This window comes from Pseudoalteromonas espejiana DSM 9414, from assembly GCF_002221525.1.
In the GTDB taxonomy this organism is placed as follows: Bacteria; Pseudomonadota; Gammaproteobacteria; order Enterobacterales; family Alteromonadaceae; genus Pseudoalteromonas; species Pseudoalteromonas espejiana.
In genome coordinates this window covers 552,958-576,013 of record NZ_CP011029.1, presented here as the reverse complement: position 1 = coordinate 576,013, position 23,056 = coordinate 552,958, and the positions used below count along the sequence as shown (strand labels likewise).

Below are 23,056 nucleotides of genomic sequence, written 5' to 3'. Positions count from 1 at the left end.
CTACATTACGTCATAAAAATTGGTTTAGATCAATTACTCTATTCAATTAATTAACAGTTTTTTCAATTTATTTTCTTTACTAAGACGTAAACTGTTGAAACTAAAGGGCTTACACTTGTACGCTGAAATACATTTATTTACCCGCAATTAAGCCTAAAAACCCCAATTTTTTTTAGGCATAAAAAAACGCAGCCACTTGGGCTGCGTTTTTAAAATTTACTAATCAGCAGTTAACTACTAATTTGCACCACTTGCTTACCGGTAAAACCGCCTGCAATTTGGTTTTTTAGCGCAGCACTTATTGACTCTGCACTAAAATCTACCGCACTAATACTGGGCGTTTTAATATCACCCGAAAGCGCGCCTTCGAGCAACAAATTGCCCATAAAACTTAACCATTGTTGTGCACATAAGCTGTTAGCAAGCCACGCGCCGCTCAGCGACACAACGCTAATATTAGGCGCACGACGATACATTAAGTTTTGGTCAAAATGTGGCAGTGGTTGCAAACAAGCAATTCGTCCGCAAAAGCGCATTAACTCAATATTACGGCTTGTAGCATCGCCGCCTATTGTATCAATGACAGCATCAAAACCTTGTGGACCTAACTCACGACGAATTTTGTCACACAATTTTTTATCGTTGTAATCAAAAACAGCATCGGCACCTAATTGTTTAACCATTTTATGGTTACGTTTCGATGCAGTAGCAAATACATCAGCGCCACGCTGTTTAGCGTATTGAATGGCAAACTGCCCTACTGCTCCCGAGCCACCTTCAATTAAAACCGTATCACCTTCGGCAATAGCAATTTTATCTAAGCTTATAAGTGCAGCCATACCCGCACAAGGCAATGTAGCTGCTTGCGATGGGCTTAGTCCGTCGGGAACTACCGACACAGCAAAATTAGGGACCGTGGTGTATTCACTCAGTACCCCTTGGCCACCTATGTTGGCATGCCACATAACCCGCTCTCCCACATTGGGGAACACGCCTTTATTGGCTTTAACCACCACACCTACGGCATCTAGCCCTAGTATGTGTGGGTATTGCCATTCACAAAAGCCTGCTTTAGCAAAGTTTGCATCAACAGGGTTTAAGCCAACGTACTCAACTTTTACCAACAATTCGTTGTTGGCACACTCAGGCACGTCCACTTCAACATCGTTTAAGTGAATTTGCTCATCGGGCTGTGGTAATACAATAGCGCGCATTTTTTGCGGGATACTGCATTTGTGGGGTAACTCAGTATTGCTCATTCAATTAACTCTACTTATTTTGTGCTGCTTAGTGCATAGCTCCATTGACCGTTAAATGCCTGATAAGCACTTACTTTAGCAAGCAATGACGAAATAGTTGTATTAACAGCATTTTCTTGTGCTATTAAAACATCCTGACGTGCATCTAACAACTCTAAGTACGGTATTTGCCCTTCTTCATACATTGCTTGTGCTTGTAAAAACGCTTTGTTTGCAAAGCCATAGCGGTCATCAGCAAAGCGTTTTTGCTGTTGTTGATTGACCAACATTTGTAATGAAAGTTCACTTTCTGTTACCGCGTTTAATACTATTTGCTGATAGTCGCTGTAAGCTGCTTCACTTAAAAACTGCTGTGCGTCGCGCTGAGCAAGGAGTGCTGGGTAACTTAATAATGACCACTGCAACTGCGGCGCAACTTGCCATTGTTGATCAGTATTTTTTAAGCCCGTGCTGTCTATGCTCACCACACCTGCAAATGCTGATAAGCTAATGTCTGGTAATAAGGCTTTACTTGCCGCCACACTTAAACTGTTAGCTTGGCTAAAATCATAAAGTGCACGGCTTATATCAGGGCGTAAGGCTATGGCTTCATTGGCACTTTTTAACGCTACGTTAAAATTGTGCTCAAGTACGCCTTGCTCATCGTTTATAGATATATCTTGAGCTAATTTACCACTAAGTACGGCCAGTGCCGACAAATCACTGTATTTTGCGTACTCTATAGCGGGCATAAGCGCTTCTTGTTGCCTAAGTTGTGCCATTGTTCGGTTTAAATCGAGTTCGTTGGCAACGCCTTCATCTACACGTGCTTGGAATACTTCAATACTTTGTTCAAGCGCTTCTATTTGCATTGCAATGATTTGCTGCTTTTCAACATTGCCTTGGTAGCTTACAAAGCCTTTAACAACCGACGATACAACTTCAATTTGCAGCAAGCGGACTTGCTCGGCTTGGCTCATGGCCGATGCATTTGCTGCATCAACCAAGGCTGTAATTCGACCAAACAAATCAAGTTGCCAATCAAGTGCAACATTTGCACTTGATTGACGTTCAAACACACTGGGTGCATCACTTCGTGCAGCGCTTAGCTCAACTCCACCTTGCGGTAAGTACTGGGCTTTTTGCTCGCCTAATCTTGCAAGCGCACTTTTAAGCGTTAACTGACTTGTTTGTAAGTCGTAGTTATTTGCAAGCGCGCTATTTACAAGTGCGTTAAGCTGCTCTGACCCTAATTTTTGCCACCAATTTGTTTCATCAGCAACAGTTACATTACTCGCAATATTAGCCTGTGAAACAAAATCGTTAATGGCATTTTGCTCACTTAAGGTGTCTATTTTGCTTGCACAACCTGATAAAAAAGCAGCCACTAATACGGCGCTTACACTTAAGCGCGTTTTTAAACGTTTAGTCATTAACTTACTCATGTGGTAACTCCTGTGCTTTTTGCTGCTTTTTAACAACTAACATGTAAAACACTGGGGTAAATAATAAACCAAATACTGTTACCCCTATCATGCCTGCAAACACGGCATTACCCATAGCGTGACGCATCTCAGCGCCTGCACCTGTTGCAAGTACTAGAGGTACAACCCCTGCTGTAAAGGCTATTGAGGTCATTAATATTGGGCGTAAACGCATACGACACGCAGCTAAAATTGCTTCAAAGTGCGATAACCCTCCGCTGTGTTGGTCCCGTGCAAACTCAACCATTAATATGGCGTTTTTAGAAGCAAGCGCTACCAATACAATTAAGGCAATTTGGGTAAATATATTGTTGTCTGAGCCTACAAGCCACACACCTAATAGCGCCGAAAAAATGGTCATAGGTACAATTAAAATTATTGCCAATGGTAAACGTAAGCTTTCGTACTGCGCTGCAAGCACCATAAATACCAACAATACAACTAACGGGAATACATAAACCATGGTATTACCGGCAAGTACTTGCTGGTAGGTTACTTCTGTCCACTCGTATTCAATACCCGTTGGTAGGTTATCGGCCAGTATTGTTTCGATTGCTGTTTGTGCTTGATCAGAGCTATAACCTGGCGCTGGGCTGCCGTTAAGTTCTGCACTTGGATAACCGTTATAGTGCATTACGCGGTCAGGACCTATAGTAGGTGTTACGGTAAGTACAGAGCCAAGTGGCACCATGTTACCCGCTCTATTGCGCACTTTTAAGTTAAGAATTTGCTCAGGATCAAGGCGAAAATCTGCATCAGCCTGGGCATTAACTTGGTAAGTACGGCCAAACATATTAAAGTCGTTTACGTACACTGAGCCTAAATATATTTGCAGTGCGTCAAACACTTCATCAAGTGGAATACCCTGTACAAGTGCTTGCTCACGGTCAATGTCTATATCCATTTGTGGTACTTGAATACGGAAACTTGAGTACAAGCCCATTAATGCAGGGTCTTGCTGTGCTTTACCAATAATGTTTTGTAAGCTGTTAAATAGCGCGTCGAAGCCTTTATTTGCTCTGTCTTCAATTTGCAGCTTAAAGCCACCCGTTGCACCTAAACCCTGAATTGGCGGTGGCGGGAATACAGCAACAAATGCTTCATCAATGGCTGCAAAACGTTGGTTTAACTGTGCAGCTATGGCCATTGCAGATTGGCTAGGGTCGGTACGTTTATCAAAGCTCTCTAGTGGCGTAAATACAATGCCGCTGTTAGGACTGTTGGTAAACCCATTTACCGATAAACCAGGAAACGCAACAGTGTGTGCAACGCCTGGTACTTCTAAAGCAATTTTTTGCATTTGCGAAATTACATCTGAAGTACGATCTAAACTGGCTGCATCGGGCAATTGTGCAATTGCCACTAAGTACTGCTTATCTTGCTGTGGGATAAAGCCACCTGGTACAGCGTCAAACAATTTAATTGTACCGCCAACCAATGCAACGTAAGCCACCATTACAATTACACTCATACGAATAAGCTTTTGTACTAGTTTCTCGTACCCTTTAGCACCACGGTCAAACACGCGGTTAAACGGTTTAAATAACCACGTACCAAATAGCTTATTAAGTAAACGTGTGAATGCATCTGGTTTTGCATCGTGCGATTTAAGTAATAATGCCGATAACGCTGGCGAAAGTGTTAATGAGTTAAATGCAGATATAACAGTAGAGATAGTAATCGTTAGTGCAAACTGCTTATAAAATTGGCCCGATAAGCCTGTAATAAATGCAGTTGGAATAAATACCGCACACAGTACTAAAGCTATCGCAATAATTGGCCCGGTAACTTCGCTCATAGCAACGCGTGTTGCTTCAAGTGGCGATAAACCTTGCTCAATGTTTCGCTCTACGTTTTCAACAACAACGATGGCATCGTCCACAACTATACCAATTGCCAAAACTAAGCCAAATAGCGAGAGCGTATTAATAGACACGCCTAACCACTGCATAACCGCAAACGTACCAATTAACGATACAGGTACAGCAATCAGTGGAATAATAGATGCGCGCCATGTTTGTAAAAATACAATTACAACAATAACAACTAATACTATTGCCTCTAGCAATGTAGCGATTACCGCATCAATTGAACCGCGAACAAATACCGTAGGGTCATATACAATGTCGTACTCAACACCCGCTGGGAAATCTTCTGACAAACGCGCCATTGTTTCGCGTACTTGATCTGAAAGCTCAATCGCATTTGAACCTGGGCGTTGGAAAATAGGCATTGCAAGTGCAGGCTGGTTATCCATTTCAGCGCGAAGTGCGTAAGTATCTAGGCCTAAATCTACACGTGCTACATCAGATAAACGTGTTAATTGACCTTGCTCACCTACTTTAATAATAACATTTTCAAACTCTTTAACGCTATTTAAACGCCCTTTTACATTTAATAAAATTTGGAATTGGCTGTCGTTAGAAATAGGCTGAGCACCTAAACTACCCGCTGCAACTTGCTGGTTTTGTGAGCGCAGCGCAGCTATAACATCGGTTGCCGTAAGCTCGCGCGCTGCTAATGCATCTGGGTTTAACCACACGCGCATTGAATATTTGCCACCACCAAATAATTGAATGTCGCCTACACCTGGTAAACGGGCAATCTCGTCTTTAATATTAATGTCGGCATAGTTAGATAAGTACGCTGTATCGTGAGTCTTTTCAGGTGAATATAAATGCACCACCATGGTTAAATCGGGCGACGATTTTTCGGCCACTACACCTAAACGCTGAACTTCCTCGGGTAAACGTGGCAATGCACTGTTTACACGGTTTTGTACTTGTACTTGTGCGCGGTCTAAATCGGTACCTAATGCAAAGGTTACCGTTAATGTCATGCGGCCATCGCTAGTACCTTGCGAAAACATATAAAGCATGTTTTCAGTACCATTAATTTCTTGCTCAAGCGGCGTTGCCACTGTTTGCGCTATAACGGTAGGGTTTGCGCCTGGGTAATTTGCAGTTACTACAACCGTTGGCGGTACCACTTCTGGGTATTCACTTACAGGAAGTTGAAACAGTGAAATACCACCAGCAATTAAAATAACCAACGACAGCATGGCTGCAAATATTGGTCGCTGAATAAAAAAGTGTGAAAATTTCATCAATAAACCTTATTGCTTAGCCATAAGCTGGGTGTTGTTGCCAGAGAGTGTAAAGGCCACATCACCCGTTTCAATTGTAACTGTATTAGGAGAAATCGGCATACCTGGGCCTACACGTGCTGGGCCATTAACTGCAATCACGTCACCTTCGCTAAGGCCCGATGTAATAGCACGTAATGCGCCGTAACGCTCGCCAACTTCAACTAGTTTGTATTCAAGTACGTTGTTTTCACCCACGGTTAAAACAAAACGATTTTTTAAATCGGTGCCAATTGCGCGTTCAGGTATAATTACTTTTTCGCTTACTTCATTTGCTGCTAATTTAATACGTGCAAATGAGCCCGCACGAAGTTGGTTGTTATCTTCATCAAATACAGCACGTACACGTAAAGTACCAGTAGCTGAATTAATTTGGTTATCAATAAAGTTAATATAACCTTGATGTGCAAACTCTTTTTGACCAACTTTTTGCATTACAACCGTTTGGCGACTTGCAGCTGTTACATCGCTAAATGAGCTATTCCAGGTACGTTCGTCAACATCAAAATAGGCATACATTGCTTTGTTAGACACAATCGATGTTAATACACTTTGCCCCGCAAGCACGTTATTACCTTTAGTAATGTTTGCACGAGAAATAATGCCATCAATTGGCGATACCACAGAGGTGAACTCTAAATCGAGCTTTGCAGAGGTCAGCTGTGCTTGAAGCGCAGCAAGTTGAGCTTCACGTTGGCGCAGCGTTGAAGTACGCGCTTGTGCTTGCTCGGTAGAAATAGCTTTACGGTCTAACAAACGCACTGCACGTTTGTCTTCGCTAAGGGCTTGTTCAAGGGCGGCTTCGGCACTGTGAATTTGCGCTTCTAAGCTTGCAACAACTGCTGCAAATGGGCGCTCGTCTAGTTGAAACAACACATCGCCTTGCTTAACAACATCACCTTCTTTAAATTCAATGCTGTCGATAATACCCGACACACGTGGCATTAACGCAACTTCTTCTGGTGACTCTAAACGAGTTGTGTAGGTATGCCAGCTTTGTACTGGTTTAACAAGCACTTGGGCAACATCGATTGGTTGTAATTGTTGTTGCTGCTGAGCCTGAGTAGCGCTCTCATCAGCGCAGCCCGCGAGTGATAATGATGCCGCAGCAAGTGCAGCAGCAATTAAATGTTTGTTCATGTAGACGCTCCTTTTATTGATTAGCATGCATGTTACGGACTAAACTTGCGGACAAAAACCATAGATTTATAAATTCATTAATGCCAAAATGGCATCAATAACATGTTTAGGGTTTTATAATGGATACAACAAGCCGACTTTTAATGCTGCTAGAAGTGGTTGAGCAAGGCTCATTTGCAAAAGCGGCTGAGCTTAGAAACATAGACCGCTCAGTTATATCTAAACAAATTAGCCGTCTAGAGGATGAGCTTGGCGTAAGGCTATTAAATCGCACCACGCGCTCGTTTTCGTTAACCGCGGCAGGTGCCGAAATGATCAAAAAAGCAGGTGAGTTAAGAGAGTTATTAGGCGAAACCGTACGTATGGCCGAAAACTACCACCTGGAGCCACGTGGCGTTTTAAAAATTACGTCATCAACATTAATTGGTCGCCGGTATTTACAGCCTGTCCTTAACGATTTTCAAAAGCGCTTTCCGCAAGTGGAAGTAGAGCTACGCCTTGACGATAAGTTAGTTGATATTGTTTCTGAAGGGTTCGACTTAGCCTTTCGAGTGGGCGAGCCAAAAGACTCCTCCCTTATTGCTCGCAAAATCGCGCGTAATCGCTTGCTAATATTAGCTGCACCAGAATTTATAGCCACCTACGGCATGCCTAAAACCATGGAAGATTTAGCTCAATTACCTGCCGCAAGTTACGCGAGTAACTCTATTCGGGTTGAAGGGATAGATTACTTCAATAGTAAAGGTGAGCCATGCGAGCAAAAAATAAAAAGTGTGTTTAGAGCAAACGATGCCGAGGCACTGCTAATGAAGACCTTATCGGGTACCACTTACTTTGTAGCCCCCGCATTTATTATTGATGATGAAATAAGCCAAGGCCGCTTAGTGCCTTTACTTACCGACGTTAAGCTCAAAGAGTTTAGCCCTATGTATGCAGTGTACCCGCATAGAGACTTACCCGTGAGAACACGGTTATTTTTTGATGCAGTAAAAGAGCACTTAGGAAAAGACAAACCGATTTGGGAAAACAGCATCCCTAATTTCGAACAAATGTATTAAGCCATGTGTGGCTTTTTGTTAATACGCTCACTTAATTGAAAATACACTTTATTGCGGCCGTATTCTTTTGCTTTATAGAGCTGTTTATCGGCTTTTTTCACACACTTTTCTAAGCTATCACCCGGCTGATACTTTACAACGCCAATACTCGCTGTAACGTTTATTTTTAGCCCATTTACCTCAATTGCTGAATTATTTAATTTTTCTCTAATGGTTTCGGCCATAGCTATGGCTTCGTTTTGTGCTGAAAATGAATGAAATAAAGCAAATTCTTCACCACCGACTCTAAATACGTACCCTTTTGCAAGTACAACTCTTAATAATGTTGCTACTTCAATTAGGACCTTATCGCCCACTGCGTGGCCGTATGTGTCGTTAATGCGTTTAAAAAAGTCAAGGTCGAGTAAAAACAGGTAAAGCTGAGATTTATCTGTTAGCTCTACTTCAAAATAGTGGTTCATTGATAAACGGTTAGCAGCCCCTGTAAGCGGGTCTAATAACGCTAAGTTTTTTAACCGCTTTGACGATAAAGCGCGGCTTCCTTCAAACACATGCGAAATTGCCCAAATACTAATATAAGTAAGTGCAAGATTTAAACTGAAGTTGAGCGTAGTCAGTGGTGCTTGAGAAGCTTTGCTCAATAAAATAGCAGCTTGGAGTATAAATAATAAAGCAGATAAAATGATGCCATAGCGTTTGCCCAATAATAAGTAATACAAAACGGGCAAAGCAAACGACCACACATACAAGCCGTTTAGTGGCTTAGCCAAATAGTTACCTAATACAATAACAAACGTGACAAACAAGCACATTACAATTGATTGCCATACTTCGAGCGAATGTTTGTTTAAACGGTTGAAGGTGTAAGCGCAAAATAAAGAAAGGCCGATTTCTAAATAGCCTAAAAGTGGAAAGTTGTTTAAAAGAATATTAAAGGCAGCAAAAAACAAAGAGACAAAACCAAAGCACAAGCACATCCACCTAAGGACGTTCCTTCTTAATAATTTAGTACTACTAAGTGCTGCGATATCCATTCAAAAAACTTAATAAACAATCAAAAATTTAGTGTAACGCTAATAGCAAATATAACAAGTACATACCTAACTAAAAACCATATATATTACAAATTTTGTAGAGAAAAAACCTAATTTGGTATCTAAATTACATCTGTGTGTTTTACTTTAACCACCTAACATAGATAAATTAGTGGTTACCCCTGTATCACCTTGGTGCAATAAATGGGTGGGCTTTTTAGTTTTTATATAACGTGCTAGTTGATCAATTAAAGCCTGATTGGTGTTATCACTCATGTGTTCTCTAAGTGATATTCCCTGCTCTGAAAACAAACATAAATGCAGTTTACCAAGTGATGAGATACGTAAACGATTACAGGTATCACAAAAATCATTACTATAAGGCATTATTAACCCTATTTTGCCTTGGTAGTCTGGGTGAAAAAACTCTTGTGCAGGGCCTGCAGTCACACTTCGTATTATTGGCTGCCAGCCAGCTTGCAATAACTTAGCTTTAATAGATTGCCCAGAGATATGATTAGCATCAAAAAATGATTTGTTATCGTTAGTCTGCATTAGCTCAATAAAGCGCATCGTCACAGGCCTGTGCTTTAAATAGGCCAAAAAGGTATCAAGCTCACGGCCATTGTATTGCTTCATTAAAACGCTATTTATTTTTACCGACTCTATACCGCTTTCAAGGGCGCTTTCTATGCCTTGCATTACAGTCGAGAACTTATCGTGACCGGTAATGGTATTAAACATACGCGGGTCAAGGGTATCAATACTGACATTTATAGCGTTTAAACCCGCATCTACCCAGTTATTAATATGCTTATGCATAGAGTAGCCATTGGTGGTGGCTGCTATTTTAGTAATGCCTTGCGTGTCTTTCGCTGCGCGAATAACATCTATAAAATCTTTTCTTAGAGTGGGCTCACCGCCCGTGATACGTAACTTTGATATGCCATGATGGGCAAAGGCTTTTACAGTATTGCTAATTTCGTTAAGAGATAAAAAATCTCTATCGTGATCGCACTGATAACCGTCGGGTAAACAATAAACACACTTAAAATTACACACATCAGTGATAGATAAACGTAAATAACTAAATTTTCGCCCTGCTGGGTCGACTAGCATAAATAAGCCTTTAACAATTTAAAAATACATCGCTAAATACAAAGAGCGTACAGCGTGCGCCGTACACTCTTATTAGCGTATAACTAGGGCGTGTTGACCCTTGCGGATTGAAATTTGTTCAATCTAGGGGCGATTAAATCGCGGCTCGAGGTTTGTAACCTAGTGGGCTAAGTAAAAACCGAGCAAAGCTTCCGCGTCCTGCTCACGCCCCTTACCTACATCCATGTAGACAACAAAGAGTTTATCGCCCCTAGGCAGAACCCGAAGGGCAGCGCATGTTTGGCATTTATGCTGCGTTATCGCCTATTTATGTGGAGTAACCACACTTCATAGGCTCCGCCTTGCCTAAAAACCAAACACACTGCTGCAAATTCAACCATCAAAGGTCAACACGCCCTAGGCGATTAAGCCTTTTTTAAGCTCACTTGGTTTCATTGGCAAATCGCGTAAACGTACACCCACAGCATTAAATACTGCATTGCCAATAGCTGGCGCTACGCCAATAACACCCGGCTCGCCTAAGCCCACCGGAAACTCATCACTTTGTACAAACTCAATGTCCATATCGGGTACATCTTGCATTCTAAGTGGTAGGTAAGTATTAAAGTTTGTTGCCGCCACTTGGCCATTTTGGTAATTATTTGACTCATGCAAAGCTAAGCTCGTGCCCCATAATAATGAGCCTTCTAATTGCGCTAATGCACCATCGGGATGAACAATTAAACCCGCATCAACCACAGCATATAACTTTTTAAGGGTAATTTTACCGTCGTCTTTATTTACATGAACATGCGCCGCTGTCGCAATCCATGCCGGCATATGCCTTTCTTGACCAGAGCTTACTGAAAAACCAATGCCTTCATTTTCACCCAGCTTAACATTTGCAACCTTCGCTGACACCTTTTTAAGTACTGCGTTTAATCGTGTTGCTCCACCTACGCTTTCTGGCGCTTTACCGGCTTGTTTACCTTTTCCATCAAGCATTGATAAGCGAAACTCAACAGGATCTTTGCCTTGTTTATGGGCTATTTCATCAATAAACGACTCTAAGCTCCACACAATCCAGCCAGGCCCAACAGAGCGCAGCCAACCTGGGGTAAATGTACTTTGCGCAAGCTCGTTATTAATTGCGCGGGCTCGGTGGTTATCCATGCTGTACCAGTGATCGGCACCTGAAGCTGAGAACGCATCAAACTTACCATTACCATCAACCCCAGGTGATAAAAAGCCCGGTGCCATCGCTTTTGTTGGCCAACCTGCCGCAAAGGCATGTTCCATAGCGCTTAGCTCGCCACTTTGGTTAAACGACGCCGTTAATTTTGCGGTTGACGCAGAGCGTGATTGATCAAACAAGCTATCATCAGCGCGGGTAAATACCAATTTAACCGGCTTGCCAATTGCTTTTGCAGTAAGTGCTGCAGGTACAGTCCAATCCCCAAATAATCTGCGGCCAAAGCCACCACCTAAATAATAAGGGCGTATGATCACCTTGTTTTGCTCTATATCTAGCGCTTTGGCCAGTGCAGGCAAGGTTAAAGACTGCCATTGATTACCAGTATGAACTACCCATTTTCCATCGTTGAATTCGGCAACGGCATTAAGTGGCTCTAATTGGTAATGACTAGCGGTAGCAGTGGTGTATACAGCATCGAGTGTTTGTTTTGCCTCGAACTGCATTTTAGGTGTATCGCCCTCATTTACAAATAAAGTGCCTGAGCTGCTGTCGTTACATAGTTTTGCACCTAAAGCCTGAATATCAGCTTCAGTAACGTTGGCCGTTTGGCCCTTTTTGTAAGTTACTTTTAATGCATCAACCGCCTTAATCGCACTTGGGTAATTGTCTGCTAAAACAACCACCCAGCCTTCTACAGTATTACTTGGGTCAGTTAAAATTTCATAGCCTTGGTAGCCTTTAATTGATTTGGCGGCGCTATCATCAACCTTAGTTACTTCACTGCCATAACGGGTCGGCGGAATTACAGGGCGAGCATACACCATGCCTTCAAGCTCAACGTCAATACCATATACCGCTGTACCATTTGTTTTAGCGGGTATATCGAGCGCTTTGAAATCTTGGTTTAAGCCTGTTAAGTGGCGTTTATTAGCAGGTTTTAGAGGCAGTTTTTCTACTTGTTCGCTGGTAAAAGTACGGTTAAATTCGCCTTTTTTTACAATATCGGCATAACTGAGCGATTTATCGCCTGCAATAATATGCCCTTTTTTAGCATGGCACTGCTCAGGCTTAACCCCTAACATACTTGCGCCTGCATCAATAAGGGCTAAGCGCCCTGCAGCGCCCGCTTGTGAAAGCGGCTTAAAGCTTTGAAATACCGACCACGAGCCGCCTGTTACCATATAACCCCATTTTTCGTGGGTATCTACGTAAGTAATTGACACTTTATCCCAATCGCACTCTAGCTCATCTGCAACTATACGGGCTAGAGCAGTACCAATATGTTGGCCCATTTCCGCTTTAGCAATACTTACTTCTACTTCGCCTTCTGGGCTCATTGTCCACCAAATTGTTGGTGAATAAGCCTGCTGAGCAATCGACTCTTTTGCACTGAGCTCACCTGAAAACAAAGCCGGCGCAAATGCCATAACTAAACCCGCACTGGCGGTGCCAATCATAAATGAGCGACGATTTAAATTTACGGTTTCGGTGTTTTTTTGAAATAGTTTTTTCATTGTCGGCTCCAGTTACACGTCTAGCTCTTTGGGGTTAAACATTTGAACTGCACTTTGCGATTCATCAGCTGCACGCTGTATAGCTGATTTAATACGCTTGTACGCCATACAGCGGCAGTAGTTGCCGTTCATATGATTCACTATTTCTTCATCTGTTGGATTAGGGTTAGCCGCTAATAACGTAGCCGCTTGCATAATTTGCCCTGATTGGCAGTAACCACATTGTGGTACTTGCTCATCTACCCATGCTTTTTGCAATGGGTGCTCATTATTAAGGCCTTCAATTGTGGTAATGTTTTTACCTGCTACAGCACCTATAGGTAATACACACGAACGTGTAGCTTGCCCATCTAAGTGCACGGTACATGCCCCACACATTGCAATGCCGCAACCAAATTTGGTGCCCTTTAACCCTATTTCATCGCGAATGACCCAAAGCAACGGTGTATCTGCACTTGCTTGTGATTCAACCACCTTGCCATTTACTGTAAACGTCACCATAGCTTGCCCCTTGATTAAGCTTTATATCAATTAGATAAAGTTGAAGTAACTATTGACCCTGTATAGTTACTTTTATACGTGTGTATTGAGTAAGAGTTTCTTACGTTAAAGATTGCCGCCAATGTATGCAGTAAACGGCCTTGATTAAGTTTAGGCTATTTCCTTGTATTTACTTGTTGCATGCCAATGCATTTTTACTTTGTATAAACTGTTGAAGTTGCTGTTGTGTATCTATATCAATGCGCGCATCTGAAAGCTTTATCGTATTTACTTCTGCATCTGTGTGGCGCAATAAATGCTGTGCGCCTTTATCACAACTCAGTGCCTTTAATAACTTAAAATCAGCAGCCGGAAAAATAGCAGGTACGCCTATACGCTCACCATAATCAGCGCACCAACGCGTTGGCTTATTTCCAAACGCATTGAGTAGCGTATTTATATGCTCAGATTTAAGCTCAACCTGATCAGCTAACATAAATAAAATGCCATCAACGGGTTGTGTATTCGTTATTACTTCTGTAGCTACTGCAATGGACTTCCCCAAGCCCTCTTGCCACTTTGGATTATGTATTATTTTTATATTTTTATAATCGGCCAGTACGTATGTTATTTCGCTATGCCAAACGCCGCTTATTATATAGGTGGGTAACGCATCATCGCTTTTAAACGTATCAACCGCACGGGCAATCATAGTTTGTGCATTACCAACATCGGCTATGAGTTTACAGCCATTAAACCGAGAGGATTGCCCAGCGGCTAAAATTACACGCGCAATACGCACTATTAATTGCCCCAGTTACTTAATGATGTTGCATCTTTATTTGACAGCACGGCGTGTATCTCACTAATGAGCGACAACGCAATGCTCTCTGGGGAATCCCCGCCTAAATTTAGCCCTACAGGGCCAAATACAGGGGCTTTTACATCTTGAACGTTGCAACCTGCATGGTCAAATACTTGTGCTCTGCGGTGTTTAGGACCAAGTAAACCAATGTATTTTAGTGGGCTGAGGGTAAGTGCGGCTAATGCCTGTGAGTCTAGCTCTACACTGTGCGCCATTAAAATAGCGGCATCTACTTTATTATCTTCGCAATATTGTTTAAGTTCAGCAGGAGGAATTCGTAAAATAGCATCTGCATTTTGAAAATATTGCCTTTTGGCATTAGCAGCTCGGCTATCCCAAATACTCACCATCCAACCTAATTGCTTAGCAAATGCGTAAACCGCTATGGCATCAGCTCCCCCCCCAACAATAAGTAAATGTGGAGACGGGTTAATAGCTACCTGTAACCATTGGCTGTTATCCATATCGATGAGTTGCGCTTTACGATTAAGTGATAAATCGTTGCTACTGCTACTTGGGCTAAACAGCCCAGCTCCCGTTACGGCTAACGGGCTTATTTGCTGTAAATAATGCCCCGCAAGTTTATTTTTAAGCGCATTAAACATATCTGTTAATTGCAAATAACCGTTGTTGCTATGCACCGGCTGTAACACTATGTGGACTATTCCACCACAGCCAATACCAAGCTGAAACGTTAAATCGTCTTCATCGGTTGCATCATAAGTAATTGTTTTTGAATTTAATGAAGTCATAACTTGTTTAGCGTGACGCTGAATGTCGGCCTCTAAACAACCACCAGAGAGCATACCTAAGCGTTGCCCTAAGCTTGAAATTAGCATCATAGCACCCAGCTTTCGATAGCTTGAGCCCTCAATGCGGTACAACGTAGCAAGTACCCATTGCTGCTCATCACGCAGCGGGTACCAGGTATTTAGCATACTTTTTAAATCAGTAACCATAAGTTGTTACCATTACAAACCTTTATATGTGCACGCCTAGTTAAGCGTAATGGATGTTACTTTTTTCTACATTTATTGAAAAAGGCAGGATAGTCAAGCAACAAATAAACGAGACAAGCGTACGAGATAAATTTTAAAACCGATCAGGTGGGATAGTTTTTAACTATAAAACATTATCTTAGCATCTATAAACCACACATAATAAGCGATAAACTTTTAAGTGGGTGTGTTTGGCTGATTTGTGCTCAGCCTTGATGTTTTTAAAAGCAACGCGGTGATAAATACACCGACTTAATAACTTAATCGTTTATTAAGTCGGTGAGCGTATCGATGAGTTCATCGAATTCATCATTAACATTTTCACGTTGCTTTGCGCTTAATGTTGTATTTAATTCAAGTAGCAAATTGACATATAAATCAAGATTAGCCTCATTACTATTTATTAGCTCATCGCTCATAAAAGCGTCACGCTCTTTAATTACAAAGCTCAACTGCTCAACAAACTCATTATCGTTTAATGTGTTGTTGGTTAAAACACCTTCTGCGGCATTTAGCCGCGTTTGTTTGTATAAAAGCCAGAGTGCTTTAGAGTCATGATGCTTATTATTAGCAGTGCTTATAAGCGCCGTTTGAGTATCGCTAAGCTTACCTAACCACTGTTGATAGTAATCAAGCTGTCGCTCTAGGCGCTCACTTTTTCGCTCACTCGCTGTTTGCTGTTTAAACTCTTCTTGTTCTTCATTAATTTGCTCTTGAATACTATTAATTAACTCCTCTTTTTGAGCCAATGAGAGTGTTAAACCTAATTGAGCTAACGGTAAATTTGCGTATTCAAGTAAGTTAGTAAAGTGAGCTCTGGCAAATACAACTTGCTCTTTAAGCTGAGAGTAATTGAGCTGCTGATTAAACAGGCTTTTTAAATTAGTAATACCTTGCTTGTAAGCAGGTAGCTGGGTACTGCGATGCCACTGCTGAGTAGTTGTAATAATACTTTTTAGTTGTTTATTTTGCTGTTTATTTAAATCTATGTAGTCATCAACCCAAAATGACGACAGCCAAGTTAAATTATTATAAGTAAACGATGCCGAGCAACTACATAAAAAGAGCATGCTCAATACAACCAACGCGCGAGTAAATTTTTTATTTATTATTTTAAACATTAAAAACCTTAACAAAACATACAGTTAATAAAAACACACTGACCAAACACACTCAAACACCAATTGATAACAATTATTATTACCAATTAGTGTTGACACCCCACCAAATCTAAATAATAATTAATCGCATAAACAAAGTGTAACGACCTCAGTGCCCAGGGAAGAAATACAGCATGGATGCTGATATTTTGTTTAAAGCACGTGACTGCTTATCCACGATTACTTACTCGACCCAAGTGATTGCATAAAAGTTCACATCTACTTGCTACATTGCTCATATTAGTGACGGTTAATATGGCCATAAAAGCGCTAACCTTGGTTAGCGCTTTTTTACTTCTTTAAATTTTCTGTAATATCTGTATCTTACGCTTATAAACTTAAACGTAATAATAAAATTTATGACGATTTGAGCTATAATTATCACCACAGCTTAACTAAGTTTTGATTATGCAATAACTTAGTCTCAGGCATTTGCATCACCTTATACGTAGCTAATGGTTAGCGAGTACAAAGTGTTGCAATAAAACAGGTTTTAATCAACACATTGCAACGATTACCTATTGGAGACATGGCTATGTCACACATTAATTTAAAATCATTAATACTTGCTGGCATTTTACTTTCAAGCCCGCTTGCGCATGCAACTCTTGAAGACGGAATAAGAGCAGCCAACGAAGGCGAATTTGCAACTGCACTGAAAGAATTTGAATACTTAGCTGATAAAGGTTTTGCACCTGGTATTTACGAATTAGGTAAACTGTACGAAGGTGGCTATGGTGTTACACGCGATTACTTTAAAGCCGCAGAGCTTTATAAAGAAGGCGTTAAAAAGAACCACGCCGATTCTATGTTTGCATTAGCTGTTTTATACGATGAAGGAAAAGGCGTAAAGCTTGATAAGCAAATGGCCGTAACCTTATTTGAAAAAGCAGCTAAAAAAAACCTACCAGCCGCTCAATTTAATTTAGGCGTTATGTACGCGAATGGCGAAGGCGTCTCGCGCGACTACAAACAAGCCAGAACCTGGTATGAAAAAGCGGCAGCAAATAACTACTCGCTGGCACAATTTAATTTAGCATTAATGTACTTTGAAGGCTTAGGCATGCCCAAAGACCTAGAAAAATCGTACGTGTGGAATACCATTGCTGAATACAATGGAAATATGCAAGCAAGCCACAGCCGCAAGCTCGATGAGCAAAAAATGCTACCTAAAGAAGTTGAAGAAGCAAAAGAAAAAGCCGACAAAATTTATGAAAAAATACTCGCCGGCACATATGCAGGTGAAGGCCGCTTATTTTAGCCCACTTAAATTATAGGGCTTTAACCATAGCCCTAATTAAACTGAGCATATAAAAATAAGGGCTAATACATTTATTGTATTAGCCCTTTAATTTTATTTAATGTATAAAAATTTGAGCAACTTAATAATGAGTTTGCTCTGCTTTAATAAAAGAGCTGTGCGCGGATTAAATGAACTCGATACGAGTGTGTTTTTTGCGTGGCTAAACGTTAAAAACCCTTCCTTAGCATGGTAATGCCCCATTCCTGAATGCCCTACACCACCAAATGGCACATCGTCGGCAGTTACTTGCACCAGTGCGTCGTTTACAGCAACAGTACCGCTTAATGTTTGCTGCATAATATAATCTTGTGCGCGCTTGTCTTGCCCTAAAATATAAAGTGCCAAAGGATGGTGGTGAGCTTTAACGTAGGTAATGGCATCGTCAAGTTTTTCATATGTTTTTATAGGTAAAATAGGACCAAATAATTCATCCTGCATCAGTGTCATTTCATCACTGACCTGAGTAACTATGTGTAATCCCATTCTATGTTTTTGCTGATCTTGCTGGTTTTGCTCCAGTGGCTTTATAACATGCGCACCGAGTTTTTCTGCCTGAGTTAAATAACCTTCTAATCGGGAGTAATGTGCATCGCTGATAATAGAGGTTAAGTTTTTCCCTTCAACGCCATCTTTAAAGTGCTTTTTATAAAGCTCACATATCTGCTGAATAAGTTGATGCTCTAATGCTTTAGGCACAAACACATAGTCGGGTGCGACACAAATTTGCCCGGCATTGGCCATTTTGCCAAACAATAAGGTTTGCGCCGCTTTTTTAATATTAGCGCCTTCGGTAATTATTGCCGGCGACTTCCCGCCTAACTCAAGTGTTACAGGCGTTAAGTTTTTACTCGCCGCAGCCATAACAAGCTTACCCACTGATGTTGAACCAGTAAAAAGCATATGAGCAAAAGGCAATGACGAAAATTCACTCGCTACGTCGCTTCCACCTACTATCACTTTGCAATGTGCGTGCAACTCTTGCGTAAATATTTTTTCGATCACTGCGTTAGTATGTGGGGTAAATTCGCTTAACTTAAGCATCACTCTATTGCCCGCAGCCAATGCCGTTATTGCAGGAACTAAGGCCAGCTGAATAGGATAATTCCATGGGGCAATAACCCCAACAACGCCTAAGGGCTGATAACTCACACTGACTTTTGAAGGCCATAAACTTAACCCCACTGAGCGATTACTGGGTTTAGCCCATTTAGGCAGCTTTTTTATTATGTGTGCTAAACCTTGTACAGTAGGAAGAATATCACCAAGTAGGGTATCAAAGGCGGTTCTGTAACCAAAATCTTTCGAAGCTGCGTCTACAAGCTCTTGCTCAAGTTTCACAATTCGCCCACGCACTACTTTTAACAAAGCTAAGCGCTTTTCGATTGGTGGGTAGGGATTGTTTGAAAAGCTATTTTGTAGCTCGCTAAATTCTGTGGTTAATGATGATGTGTGTGTTGAGTCAGGGTTCAAAAAGTATTACTCGAGTAAAAACATTGCTAAGACTATAGCGCTGTTCGGTTTATCGAGCAATAACACTAATCGTCTACAATCGGCTGTTTTTATAGTAACAAATAATCAAAAACTAGGATTAAAAGTTAAAAACCCTCGCCGCAATGACCATAGTAACAAAGGTTATAAGCATAATAGCTGCAATATTAAGTACAAACCCCGCCCTAATCATATCCTGCATTTTTATTTGCCCAGAGCCAAATACAATAGCATTTGGAGGCGTCGCTACTGGCATCATAAATGCGCAACTACAAGCCAGTGCAGCAGGTATAACCCACACTAAAGGAGAGCCTGTAATTGACTCAGCAACCGGACCTAATAGTGGCAAAAACCCTGCAGCTGTCGCTGTATTACTGGTAATTTCAGTTAAAAATATAATGAGAGCCACTATAACTAACACACTTAAAACAAGTGGTACTGCATCAGCCCCTTGTATTAACGTTGCAATAAATTTGGCTAATCCAGATGAGTTAATTTGCGACGCTAAGCTTAGCCCACCGCCGAACAAAATTAACACTCCCCAAGGTACCGTTGCAGCGTGCTGCCATGAAAGGATTCGCTCTGAGCCTTGTTTATTGGCCGGTAAAATAAATAATAGCAGTGCAGCGCCAATAGCTATTCCCGTATCGGAAAGTTGTAATTGAGTAGCTTCGGCAATTATTGGCCTAAACATCCAGCAAAATGCAGCGAGGGTAAATACGCACAACACACGTTTTTCTGCGCTGTGTATTTTTCCTAACTGATTTAGTTGCTGCTTAAAAAGCATTTTTGTATCAACCTCACTGGCACTGCTATCGCTGTCAACGTGATACGCAAACTTAGTCAACCAAACCCATATAACAATTAGCATTGATAGGCTAAGTGGTACACCTACAAGCATCCACTTTGCAAAACCAATTTCAATATTGTACGTGTCAGACAAGTAGGCAGCCATTAGTGCATTTGGCGGCGTGCCAATTAATGTTGCAATTCCACCTACACTTGCGCCATACGCTATGGCTAATAAAATAGCAGTTCCAAAGCCGGTATTTTTTGGGTTTGTTTGCTTAACCAAATGAGTAACTGAAAGAGCGATGGGAAGCATCATCACTGCTGTGGCAGTATTTGACATCCACATAGATAAAAACGCAGTAACCAGCATCATTGCTAAAATTTGATAACTAGGTTTTGTACCCGCAAGCAGCATAGTTTTTAACGCTATACGTTTATGTAACCCCCAACGCTCCATTGCTATGGATATTAAAAACCCACCTAAAAATAAAAATATTAGTGGGTGCGCATACGGCTCTGTGACTTGTTTAATGGTGCCAATACTTACCAAAGGCGAAACAACAACGGGGAGTAACGCAGTGGCTGCAATAGGCACTACCTCGCTTACCCACCACGACGCCATCCAAAAAGTCAGCGCAGCTGTTTTAATTGCAGCTGCAGACATGCCAAAAGGGGGCTCAATAATACAGGCTATCAACATTATCGAAGGGCCAAGCAGCAACCAAAGCAGACTCATCTTGCTACCTTCGCTTTGTTTTATTGTTGCTTGCTCATTCATCGTGTTTTATATCCTTATAAATTATGTATACTTAAACGAGGTAATTAGCTAGTTGGGTCTTCGCAAGGCACGGTTATGATAAATTCAGCTCCACCATGTGCCAGGTTTTGAGCGGTTAGTGTGCCATTAAACGCTGAGATAATTTGCTTAGAAATAGACAACCCTAGCCCTAAACCATCTACCGACTTAGTACTGTAAAAAGGCTCGAATATATTTTCTATGTTATGTATTTCAATGCCTGGGCCTGTATCTTTAATTGAAAATTTTGCATGGCCATCTGCGCTACTTACTGCAAAGCTTAATTCTCGATTTATACAGCCTTGCATGGCTTGGCTGGCATTGGCAATTAAATTTACGAGCACCTCTTCAAAGCAGGTACGATCTACAAGTACTTTTATGCTTTTATCAATCTGCGGCTCAATTAAACTAATATTATCTTGTTTTAGCTGAGCTTTATTAATTTCAATTGCATTGAACACTGCATCATGTAAAGGCAGCGCCGTGATATTTGTAACTGATGAATCTTTAAAGTAATTTAACTGCTCTACTATTTTGTGAACACGAGCAACTAAAGTCTCAATCAATTGTAAGTTTTCGTTGAGCGCTTCAAACTTACCTTTTGCAAGCAACCTTTTTGCACTGGCTAAATATGTATTAATGGTATTAAGCGGGTGATTAATTTCATGATTAAACCCCATGCTCAATTGGCCAATGGTAGCCAATTTTGTTGATTGAACTAACGCTGCTTGTTGCGACTCAAAAGCTTGGGTATGGGCATTTAGCTCTTTATCTAAACTATGGTGAGAATAAACGAGCTTTTTAACCCCAGCAAAACGCCTTAATACCCCATACCCTAGTGCAATAATAATTAAATACACCACAATAAAGCCAATTAACCTAGGAAGCTGAGCCAAGTTAGCATTAGACACATCCACCAACACTGTCAAAGTGGCATCTAAAAAGCGTAACTTTTCTTCCACCGCAAGATAATTACGATCAGTTATCGTTCTAAAGTTAAGACGCTGCGATGTGTAATTAGAATGCGCAATTAGCTCAGGTTGGTGATCTAGATATGCGCGGCGCTGTGAAATATCTCGTCGCTGTGTAATATCAAGTGCCGAAAATGTATTTAAACGCCAAGTTTGCATGTCGGATATAGCGAGTACACTGTCAGCTAGTTGCACGTAAAAGTGGCTGCCGTGGGAGGTATTTAAAAGCTGCCGATCACTTTCAAATTTATTTACATTTACTTTTAAAACAATCACGCCCACAGCTTTACTATCGTTATAAATTGCTTGTGAGAAGTAAATACCACGCTCTTTAGTTCGCATGCCAAGTGCAAAATATGCCACCTTTTCGCCAGCAAAAGCGCGTTTAAAATATGGCCTAAACGATAAGTCGCTGCCCAAAAATGTGTGGTCTGCTTGCCAGTTACTGCTGCCAATAACCGCACCTTGGGAATCAAGAATATAGATGTCTGAGGCACCGCTAGCTTGCTGAATATCAGCTAAGTAGTTATTAATTGCCTTATCATTATTTTGCTCAGTGCTCACAAAATCAATAACCGGATTGTTATACGTTAACAACTGCGGAATTTTTGAAAAGCGCGTTAATTCGGTATCAATATAATGCTTTAACTGCGTAGCTTGTTGGGTTGCTTTTTGCTCTGCTTGATTATAAAAATGCGTACGCCCATAGCAAAAAACTATTGAGAGTAAAATCAAAAGAAGAACGAAAATAATAAGAAGTTTTTTAGAAAAGGAGAACATGCCCAGCTCACAACAAAATAGCTACAAAATTTTAGGGCGCTAGTTTAACGGGTTATGAGCACTAACAACAGAAACTTCGTGTTAACAAATGCAATAAATCTTAATTAATTCATAAACTGCTGCAAGTCAGGGCTGACTCGCAACAGTAAGTGTAAGTAGCAACTATAAAGTAATTAATTTGTTGCTAAAGTAGGCTTATTTTTAACGTACTTAAATAACCCAATTAACGACGCTGCAATCCAAAAAATTTCGATTACAAAGCTCGCTAGGTTAAAGTTATAACATAAGCTTATTAACAGCAATATTGCGCCAGTTAAATTCATTATGTTGTACATTAACCCTGTGGGTGATGCTTTGTTAAGTTGTAATAAAAAAAACGCACCAACTACTAAGAAAGTACCCGCCATACCTACAATATCAAATAAGAGTGCAATCACACGTCTATCCTTTGCTTTAAAAAACCCAAATAACTGGCCCTATCCTTGGGGAGGGTATTTTTCAATCATTGAAACAGCAA

General features: G+C 41.0%; 17 protein-coding genes. 2 read left to right on the top strand and 15 right to left on the bottom strand.

Translation table 11 applies throughout. The features are described 5' to 3' along the window. Window positions 1-230: 230 nt before the first annotated feature. The 4 genes from PESP_RS19435 to PESP_RS19420 are packed head-to-tail and all read right to left on the bottom strand — an operon-like array spanning window position 231 to window position 7,007. Complete coding sequence (locus PESP_RS19435) at window positions 231-1,259, bottom strand: zinc-binding dehydrogenase (protein WP_089349654.1); 1,029 nt, start codon at window positions 1,257-1,259, stop codon at window positions 231-233. A 14-nt stretch (window positions 1,260-1,273) separates the two neighbouring features. Further along, entirely contained in the window at window positions 1,274-2,683 is a 1,410-nt protein-coding gene (locus PESP_RS19430; RefSeq protein WP_089349653.1) for a TolC family protein, read from the bottom strand. Beyond that, window positions 2,676-5,828 carry an efflux RND transporter permease subunit gene (locus PESP_RS19425; RefSeq protein WP_089349652.1) on the bottom strand — a complete coding sequence of 1,051 codons (3,153 nt, stop codon included), beginning with the start codon at window positions 5,826-5,828 and terminating at the stop codon, window positions 2,676-2,678. Before PESP_RS19425 ends, PESP_RS19430 begins: the two co-directional genes overlap by 8 nt. 9 nt (window positions 5,829-5,837) lie before the next feature. Next, complete coding sequence (locus PESP_RS19420) at window positions 5,838-7,007, bottom strand: efflux RND transporter periplasmic adaptor subunit (RefSeq protein ID WP_089349651.1); 1,170 nt, start codon at window positions 7,005-7,007, stop codon at window positions 5,838-5,840. Window positions 7,008-7,126: 119 nt separating this feature from the next. On the opposite strand from PESP_RS19420, the gene PESP_RS19415 reads away from it, so the two are divergent. Beyond that, a complete protein-coding gene (locus PESP_RS19415) occupies window positions 7,127-8,065 on the top strand; it encodes a LysR family transcriptional regulator (RefSeq protein WP_089349650.1) in 939 nt (312 codons plus the stop codon). Here PESP_RS19415 and PESP_RS19410 read toward each other — a convergent pair. The 7 genes from PESP_RS19410 to PESP_RS19380 form a co-directional block, all read right to left on the bottom strand. Next, the gene (locus PESP_RS19410) at window positions 8,062-9,099 is read right to left on the bottom strand and encodes a GGDEF domain-containing protein (RefSeq protein ID WP_089349649.1); all 1,038 of its coding nucleotides are present in this window, start codon (window positions 9,097-9,099) and stop codon (window positions 8,062-8,064) included. The genes PESP_RS19415 and PESP_RS19410 overlap by 4 nt on opposite strands. A 147-nt stretch (window positions 9,100-9,246) precedes the next feature. Further along, the gene (gene moaA / locus PESP_RS19405; RefSeq protein WP_089349648.1) at window positions 9,247-10,218 is read right to left on the bottom strand and encodes a GTP 3',8-cyclase MoaA; all 972 of its coding nucleotides are present in this window, start codon (window positions 10,216-10,218) and stop codon (window positions 9,247-9,249) included. 396 nt (window positions 10,219-10,614) lie between these two features. After that, window positions 10,615-12,906: a xanthine dehydrogenase family protein molybdopterin-binding subunit gene (locus tag PESP_RS19400; RefSeq protein ID WP_089349647.1), complete on the bottom strand. Its 2,292-nt coding sequence runs from the start codon at window positions 12,904-12,906 to the stop codon at window positions 10,615-10,617. Window positions 12,907-12,918: 12 nt separating this feature from the next. Continuing rightward, entirely contained in the window at window positions 12,919-13,407 is a 489-nt protein-coding gene (locus tag PESP_RS19395; RefSeq protein WP_089349646.1) for a (2Fe-2S)-binding protein, read from the bottom strand. Window positions 13,408-13,576: 169 nt separating this feature from the next. After that, window positions 13,577-14,188, bottom strand: a complete 612-nt coding sequence (locus tag PESP_RS19390) for a nucleotidyltransferase family protein (protein WP_089349645.1) — start codon at window positions 14,186-14,188, stop codon at window positions 13,577-13,579. 2 nt (window positions 14,189-14,190) lie between these two features. Then, window positions 14,191-15,210, bottom strand: a complete 1,020-nt coding sequence (locus tag PESP_RS19385) for an XdhC family protein (RefSeq protein ID WP_089349644.1) — start codon at window positions 15,208-15,210, stop codon at window positions 14,191-14,193. A gap of 299 nt (window positions 15,211-15,509) precedes the next feature. Continuing rightward, window positions 15,510-16,370 (bottom strand): DUF6279 family lipoprotein, encoded by an 861-nt coding sequence (locus PESP_RS19380; protein ID WP_089349643.1) that lies wholly within the window; start codon window positions 16,368-16,370, stop codon window positions 15,510-15,512. A gap of 574 nt (window positions 16,371-16,944) precedes the next feature. Here PESP_RS19380 and PESP_RS19375 point away from each other — a divergent pair. Then, on the top strand, window positions 16,945-17,670 hold the full coding sequence (locus tag PESP_RS19375; protein WP_089349843.1) for a tetratricopeptide repeat protein: 726 nt from the start codon (window positions 16,945-16,947) through the stop codon (window positions 17,668-17,670). A gap of 93 nt (window positions 17,671-17,763) precedes the next feature. On the opposite strand, the gene PESP_RS19370 is transcribed toward PESP_RS19375, so the two are convergent. The 4 genes from PESP_RS19370 to PESP_RS19355 form a co-directional block, all read right to left on the bottom strand. After that, entirely contained in the window at window positions 17,764-19,182 is a 1,419-nt protein-coding gene (locus PESP_RS19370) for a coniferyl aldehyde dehydrogenase (RefSeq protein WP_089349642.1), read from the bottom strand. Window positions 19,183-19,300: 118 nt separating this feature from the next. After that, entirely contained in the window at window positions 19,301-20,770 is a 1,470-nt protein-coding gene (locus PESP_RS19365; protein WP_245852268.1) for an SLC13 family permease, read from the bottom strand. 44 nt (window positions 20,771-20,814) lie between these two features. Continuing rightward, window positions 20,815-22,539, bottom strand: a complete 1,725-nt coding sequence (locus PESP_RS19360; RefSeq protein ID WP_089349641.1) for a sensor histidine kinase — start codon at window positions 22,537-22,539, stop codon at window positions 20,815-20,817. A 173-nt stretch (window positions 22,540-22,712) separates the two neighbouring features. Further along, a complete protein-coding gene (locus PESP_RS19355; RefSeq protein ID WP_089349640.1) occupies window positions 22,713-22,976 on the bottom strand; it encodes a CBU_0592 family membrane protein in 264 nt (87 codons plus the stop codon). Window positions 22,977-23,056: the final 80 nt, after the last annotated feature.

Coding starts and splice junctions, on each gene's coding strand:
- PESP_RS19395 (WP_089349646.1), bottom strand. CDS start 13,407: ATGGTGACGTTTACAGTAAATGGCAAGGTGGTTGAATCACAAGCAAGT.
- PESP_RS19365 (WP_245852268.1), bottom strand. CDS start 20,770: ATGAATGAGCAAGCAACAATAAAACAAAGCGAAGGTAGCAAGATGAGT.
- PESP_RS19435 (WP_089349654.1), bottom strand. CDS start 1,259: ATGAGCAATACTGAGTTACCCCACAAATGCAGTATCCCGCAAAAAATG.
- PESP_RS19420 (WP_089349651.1), bottom strand. CDS start 7,007: ATGAACAAACATTTAATTGCTGCTGCACTTGCTGCGGCATCATTATCA.
- PESP_RS19410 (WP_089349649.1), bottom strand. CDS start 9,099: ATGGATATCGCAGCACTTAGTAGTACTAAATTATTAAGAAGGAACGTC.
- PESP_RS19430 (WP_089349653.1), bottom strand. CDS start 2,683: ATGAGTAAGTTAATGACTAAACGTTTAAAAACGCGCTTAAGTGTAAGC.
- moaA (WP_089349648.1), bottom strand. CDS start 10,218: ATGCTAGTCGACCCAGCAGGGCGAAAATTTAGTTATTTACGTTTATCT.
- PESP_RS19380 (WP_089349643.1), bottom strand. CDS start 16,370: ATGTTTAAAATAATAAATAAAAAATTTACTCGCGCGTTGGTTGTATTG.
- PESP_RS19360 (WP_089349641.1), bottom strand. CDS start 22,539: ATGTTCTCCTTTTCTAAAAAACTTCTTATTATTTTCGTTCTTCTTTTG.
- PESP_RS19415 (WP_089349650.1), top strand. CDS start 7,127: ATGGATACAACAAGCCGACTTTTAATGCTGCTAGAAGTGGTTGAGCAA.
- PESP_RS19425 (WP_089349652.1), bottom strand. CDS start 5,828: ATGAAATTTTCACACTTTTTTATTCAGCGACCAATATTTGCAGCCATG.
- PESP_RS19375 (WP_089349843.1), top strand. CDS start 16,945: ATGTCACACATTAATTTAAAATCATTAATACTTGCTGGCATTTTACTT.
- PESP_RS19400 (WP_089349647.1), bottom strand. CDS start 12,906: ATGAAAAAACTATTTCAAAAAAACACCGAAACCGTAAATTTAAATCGT.
- PESP_RS19385 (WP_089349644.1), bottom strand. CDS start 15,210: ATGGTTACTGATTTAAAAAGTATGCTAAATACCTGGTACCCGCTGCGT.